At 43.2% G+C, this 5,344-nt stretch carries 9 protein-coding genes; all 9 read left to right on the top strand.

All coding sequences use genetic code 11. The features are described from left to right. The coding region (locus AACT23_RS13545) for a hypothetical protein (protein ID WP_094129712.1) at positions 1 to 337 on the top strand (337 nt) is incomplete at its 5' end. Between the two features lie 229 nt (positions 338 to 566). Beyond that, positions 567 to 689 (top strand): DUF3709 domain-containing protein, encoded by a 123-nt coding sequence (locus tag AACT23_RS13540; protein WP_176428686.1) that lies wholly within the window; start codon positions 567 to 569, stop codon positions 687 to 689. Between the two features lie 358 nt (positions 690 to 1,047). Beyond that, entirely contained in the window at positions 1,048 to 1,266 is a 219-nt protein-coding gene (locus tag AACT23_RS13535; protein ID WP_042988285.1) for a DUF6500 family protein, read from the top strand. A gap of 168 nt (positions 1,267 to 1,434) precedes the next feature. Further along, positions 1,435 to 2,439, top strand: a complete 1,005-nt coding sequence (locus tag AACT23_RS13530; protein ID WP_094129709.1) for a S66 family peptidase — start codon at positions 1,435 to 1,437, stop codon at positions 2,437 to 2,439. 297 nt (positions 2,440 to 2,736) lie between these two features. Continuing rightward, positions 2,737 to 2,916, top strand: a complete 180-nt coding sequence (locus AACT23_RS13525) for a DUF645 family protein (protein WP_094129706.1) — start codon at positions 2,737 to 2,739, stop codon at positions 2,914 to 2,916. Positions 2,917 to 3,112: 196 nt separating this feature from the next. After that, positions 3,113 to 3,571 carry a hypothetical protein gene (locus AACT23_RS13520; protein WP_041051874.1) on the top strand — a complete coding sequence of 153 codons (459 nt, stop codon included), beginning with the start codon at positions 3,113 to 3,115 and terminating at the stop codon, positions 3,569 to 3,571. A 291-nt stretch (positions 3,572 to 3,862) separates the two neighbouring features. Then, positions 3,863 to 4,054: a DUF645 family protein gene (locus tag AACT23_RS13515; protein WP_094129703.1), complete on the top strand. Its 192-nt coding sequence runs from the start codon at positions 3,863 to 3,865 to the stop codon at positions 4,052 to 4,054. Between the two features lie 352 nt (positions 4,055 to 4,406). Next, positions 4,407 to 4,589, top strand: coding sequence for a DUF645 family protein (locus tag AACT23_RS13510; RefSeq protein ID WP_001904633.1), 183 nt, complete (start codon positions 4,407 to 4,409; stop codon positions 4,587 to 4,589). 195 nt (positions 4,590 to 4,784) lie between these two features. Then, positions 4,785 to 5,219, top strand: coding sequence for a hypothetical protein (locus tag AACT23_RS13505; protein WP_000204565.1), 435 nt, complete (start codon positions 4,785 to 4,787; stop codon positions 5,217 to 5,219). Positions 5,220 to 5,344: the final 125 nt, after the last annotated feature.

Below are 5,344 nucleotides of genomic sequence, written 5' to 3'. Positions count from 1 at the left end.
AGCGAATAAAGCCGTAGATAACTTGCAGCAAAAAGCGGACTCACTAAATTTGCAAGACCTTAATCTTGACGTTCTTGGTGATGCGACTCAAAAAGCACAAGAGTTTACTCAGTCAATAGATTCGTTGATCAATACCGACTTCACCGATCACCAAGCAGTTGTTGCCGCTACAGAGAAAATTTCTAATTCCTACAGTTGTTTAGTTGACGTTTCTTCGGAAGCAACAGCGGAAAACTTGCTAGATAAAATCGTATCATCAGTAAAGAACGATCAAGTGTTAGCAATTATCGAAAAAGGCGTGGCACAAGCTAAAACGGCGAAAGAGTGTGTTATGTAGCCAGTGTGTGCTAACAAACGCCTCAAGAGGGACTGTCAACGCGTGGCGTTTCCAGTCCCATTGAGCCGCGGTGGTTTCGGTTGTTGTGTTTGAGTTTTGTGTTAATGCGTTGTCAGCCCCTTAGGCGGGCGTTATGCTTAAACCATAAAAATCAGTTGGTTGTGTTATCGATTTCTTTGGCATTTCGTTCAGGTTTTTTCGGCAATTCAATATTGTTTGTCGCTGCCTAATGAAACGGCAATCTGTCTGTCGCTGTAAATTTCAGTGTCATTGCCTCATTGAGTTGTTGTGCTCATGCGTGGTGAATTGGTTTGTCGGAGAGTGTTTCCACATTGGCCTAGTTGCTAAATGAAAGCCTGCATTGGTCAGTTCATAGGTAAAAAATGAGCCAGTTCAAATTCAAGAAACTCGAAGTTTGGCCAATGATTTCAGTTGGTTATTATTGGTTGGGTTCAAATGTAAAGTGTTGAAGCTTAAGCATAACAAACGCCTCAAGAGGGACTGTCAACGCGTGGCGTTTCCAGTCCCATTGAGCCGCGGTGGTTGCGGTTGTGTGTTTTAGTTTAGTGGTAATGCGTTGCCAGCCCCTTAGGCGGGCGTTATGGCTCATTCATTTGATCTGGTCTGTATATAAAAACAGTTCTTCTTGTTTTCATGCTTTCGTCTGTATAAGTTATTTGTCATCTTTAAATCAGGTAGGCGACTAACAAGTGCGTAGTTCATTGAGAGAAAAGGTAATTCAAGTTTGTTCTAAGAAGATTGAGCAGAAGGGTGATAATGTTGGCGTTTCATTTTATGCGTTTTTTGCTAACAAAAATGACGATCCAGATTTGTTGATGGAAGCAGCAACATGGTGGATTCAAGAGCACAAATTAGATCATTTCGAGAAAGCTCATAAGATCATATCGATGGTGAAATCTGGTATTTAGTGAACTGAGCCATAACAAACGCCTCAAGAGGGACTGTCAACGCGCGGCGTTTCCAGTCCCATTGAGCTGCGGTGGTTACGGTTGTTGTGTTTGAGTTTAGTGTTATGCGTTGCCAGCCCCTTAGGCGGGCGTTATTTTGCTTATTCAAATTATGGAGGAAAGCGGTAAGTGTTATATGCCAAAGCTTTAAGTATTGGAGACAAAATTGGTTTTTTCTCACCATCTTCACCGGCTACAGCCTTTGCTCCAAATCGATTTCAAAGAGCAAAGGCTTATCTTAAGGCACAGGGATTTCAGTTAGTTGAAGGTTCGCTTACGGGAAAATCTGATTATTACCGCTCAGGCTCGATTCGGGAGCGTGCTGAAGAATTGAATCAACTTATTCGGGATCCGAATGTCCGTTGCATCATGTCTACCATTGGAGGCAATAATAGCAATTCACTGTTGCCGTATATTGATTATGAAGCCTTAAGAAACGATCCAAAGATCATCATTGGTTATTCAGATGTCACAGCTTTATTGCTCGGGATCTATGCTCAAACAGGACTCATCACATTTTATGGCCCAGCCTTAGTCGCTTCGTTTGGTGAGTATCCTCCATTGGTTGATGAAACCTTTCATTCGTTTATCGATCTGTTGTGTTCAGAGACGAATCAATATCAATACACTATGCCCTCGTCATGGACAGATATTAAGCACGATTGGGAAACTCAGCATTCAGCTAAGCCCGTTTATCCGAATGAATGGCAGTTTATCGGTAAAGGCAAAGTGACAGGCAGAATTATTGGCGGGAACCTCAACACCATGGCTGGGATCTGGGGTAGTCGATACATGCCAGAGATTGAAGTTGGCGATATTTTACTCATAGAGGATTCTCTGAAAGGTATCGAAAATGTCGAACGTTCTTTTGCACATCTCGCAGCTTGTGGCGTTTTTGAGCGGGTGAGTGCGATCATTTTGGGGAAGCATGAGTTATTTGACAACAAAGGTACAGGGAGAACACCTCTGGACGTTTTAATCGAAGTATTAGCGGATAAAAATGTACCTATATTTTATGGCTTTGATAGTTGTCATACGCATCCGATGCTCGTCACACCATTAGGTGTGCGAGGTACAATCGATTTCTACAATCATACCTTTAAGCTAGAAGATCGTTGGGTAAAAGCAAAATAACAAACGCCTCAAGAGGGACTGTCAACGCGCGGCGTTTCCAGTCCCATTGAGCCGCGGTGGTTGCAGTTGTTGTGTTTGAGTTTTGTGGTAATGCGTTGTCAGCCCCTTAGGCGGGCGTTAGTTTCTCTCAGGAAAGACCATCAAAAATTTACGCCCAAGGTTCTGAAAATTCAGCTTTTGGCGTTCAAACTGCACAACTGGACTTTTAAGTTTGGCTTGATGCTGATTTGGTAGAAAGCGTTGAAAGTTCAGTTGTTTCAAAGTCGCTGAAAGCCCAAAAACTTCGATGCTCCAACGTTGTTAGATGTTCCACTCGGAAAGTTTGGTTTCACAAAAGGCAGCATCATCGCTGTGATCTTGCTTTCTTTGTCGCGGACTCTTAACCGTGGCCAACTTAACCTTTATTGTTTTGAGTTTTGGCTGTCAACTTCACAGCTTTTGGCGTTGGACGTGTGCTTGTTCGATGCATTTGCGTAAAATGACTTTCAAGCAAATGTGTTAAAAGTCATTGCTAAACAATAGGCTACGAAACTAACAAACGCCTCAAGAGGGACTGTCAACGCGTGGCGTTTCCAGTCCCAATGAGTCGCGGTGGTTACGGTTGTAGTGTTTGAGTTTGGTGTTATGCGTTGCCAGCCCCTTAGGCGGGCGTTAGCTTACAAGGTACTACGGTGTGTTTCTACTAAGTCGTAAAGAGTCAAAATTAGGTTATTGCCTAAAAGCGTCTGCTGTTTCTTTCTGCTCCGCAGGTGCGCTAGCGGTGATTGTTGATCTTCTTTATGGTCTCCCCGCTGATGGTCCTGATGTGGGAATGACTTTGGTTGATGTGCTTGGAACAGTTTTGGTTGGCCCAGCCTTAGAAACATTATTGATGACACTGATACTGGTGCTCATCGCAAAATTTACAGACAGAATTTTTTTAAGTGCCTGCTTGTGTGCGTTTATCTTTTCTGTTTTACATTCTATGTCACACCCACTTTGGGGCATGTTTACATTCATGCCATTTGTTGTTTTTGGGGTGGCATTTCAAGTATGGCGGCAGAGTTCACCAAAAGTAGGGTTCACAATAGCCTTTTTAATTCATGCGCTTCACAATAGTTATGTCCTCTTAGTTGGCATGTTAGGACAGTAAGCTAACAAACGCCTCAAGAGGGACTGTCAACGCGCGGCGTTTCCAGTCCCAATGAGCCGCGGTGGTTGCAGTTGTTGTGTTTGAGTTTAGTGTAATGCGTTGCCAGCCCCTTAGGCGGGCGTTAGCTTCTTAAAGGCTAGAATCATCAAAATCTAAGCTCATTTGTTGTGAAAATTCAGCTTTAAGCGTTCAAGTAGCACTATTTGGCTTTTTAGTTTTGCCTGATGCTGATTTGGTAGAAAGTGTTGAATGTTCAGCAGTTTTCAAGTCGCTGAAACCTATCAAGCTTCGATGCTTCAGTGTTGTTTGACGTTCAGCGCGGTCAGCTTAGTATTTACAAAATACTGCATCATCGCTGTGATCTGGCTTTCTTTGTCGCGGACTCTTAACCGTGGCCAACTTAGCCTTGAGCGTTTTGAGTTTTGGCAGTCAACTTCACAGCTTTTGGCGTTGGACGTGTGCATGTTCGATGCATTTGCGTAAAATACTTTTCAAGTAAAGGTGTTAAAAGTCATTGTTAAACAATGGGCTACGAAGCTAACAAACGCCTCAAGAGGGACTGTCAACGCGTAGCGTTTCCAGTCCCAATGAGCCGCGGTGGTTTCGGTTGTTGTGTTTGAGTTTTGTGGTAATGCGTTGTCAGCCCCTTAGGCGGGCGTTAGTTTCTATCTAGAAAAATCATCAAAAGCTCAGTCTCAACGTTCTGAAAAATCAGCTTTTAGCGTTCAAGTTGCACAATTGGGCTTTTGAGTTTTGTTTGATGCTGATTTGGTAGAAAGCATTGAAAGTTCAGTAGTTTCAAAGTCGCTGAAAGCCCAAAAGCCTCGATGCTCAAATGCTGTCGGATATTCAACACGGTCAGTTTGGTTTCACAAAAGGAAGCATCATCGCTGTGATCTGGTTTTCTTTGTCGCGGACTCTTAACCGTGGCCAACTTAACCTTGTTCGTTTTGAGTTTTGGCAGCTAACTTCACAGCTTTTGGCGTTGGACGTGTGCATGTTCGATGCATTTGCGTAAAATACTTTTCAAGTAAAGGTGTTAAAAGTCATTGTTAAACAATGGGCTACGAAACTAACAAACACCTCAAGAGGGACTGTCAACGCGCGGCGTTTTCAGTCCCATTGAGCCGCGGTGGTTTCGGTTGTTGTGGTTGAGTTTAGTGTTATGCGTTGTCAGCCCCTTAGGCGGGCGTTATGCAACACGAGGATAGATATGACATCATCGAGTTTTCAAGTTATTGATGCAAAATCCTATTTCAACATAATGGTAAAGCCTCAATATGAGCAATTTTTAGCTCAAAACTCCTGCGTGAAAAGTGCGTTGCTTTCGACAATGCTAACGTATCACATGTACGAATGGGCTCACCCTAAAGAGAAGTTTTCAATAGAACGGTTTGAGAAAAGATATCCTGAACAAAAAGAGCTAGCCAATTTATTCGAAATGGCTAGAGACATCACTAATGGTTTGAAGCATTTTAAAGTTAAGCCAACGACAACTCGTAGCCAAAGAGGTTTTTCATCTGCATTTAGTAATGCTTTTGCTCGCCCATTGATCATCGTGTCCCCTTCAGGAGAGGAAATTTCAGTAGATCAATTTCTCGAGAAGATGGTTATGTTTTGGCAACGAAACATTGAGAAAGTTGCATAACAAACGCCTCAAGAGGGACTGTCAACGCGTGGCGTTTCCAGTCCCATTGAGCCGCGGTGGTTATGGTTGTTGTGTTTAAGTTTAGTGTAATGCGTTGCCAGCCCCTTAGGCGGGCGTTATGTGTT

It is taken from the genome of Vibrio sp. V09_P4A23P171, from assembly GCF_963875615.1.
In the GTDB taxonomy this organism is placed as follows: Bacteria; Pseudomonadota; Gammaproteobacteria; order Enterobacterales; family Vibrionaceae; genus Vibrio; species Vibrio anguillarum.
This window is presented reverse-complemented; position numbering and strand designations above follow the sequence as displayed.

Coding starts and splice junctions, on each gene's coding strand:
- AACT23_RS13540 (WP_176428686.1), top strand. CDS start 567: ATGAAACGGCAATCTGTCTGTCGCTGTAAATTTCAGTGTCATTGCCTC.
- AACT23_RS13515 (WP_094129703.1), top strand. CDS start 3,863: ATGCTTCAGTGTTGTTTGACGTTCAGCGCGGTCAGCTTAGTATTTACA.
- AACT23_RS13510 (WP_001904633.1), top strand. CDS start 4,407: ATGCTGTCGGATATTCAACACGGTCAGTTTGGTTTCACAAAAGGAAGC.
- AACT23_RS13505 (WP_000204565.1), top strand. CDS start 4,785: ATGACATCATCGAGTTTTCAAGTTATTGATGCAAAATCCTATTTCAAC.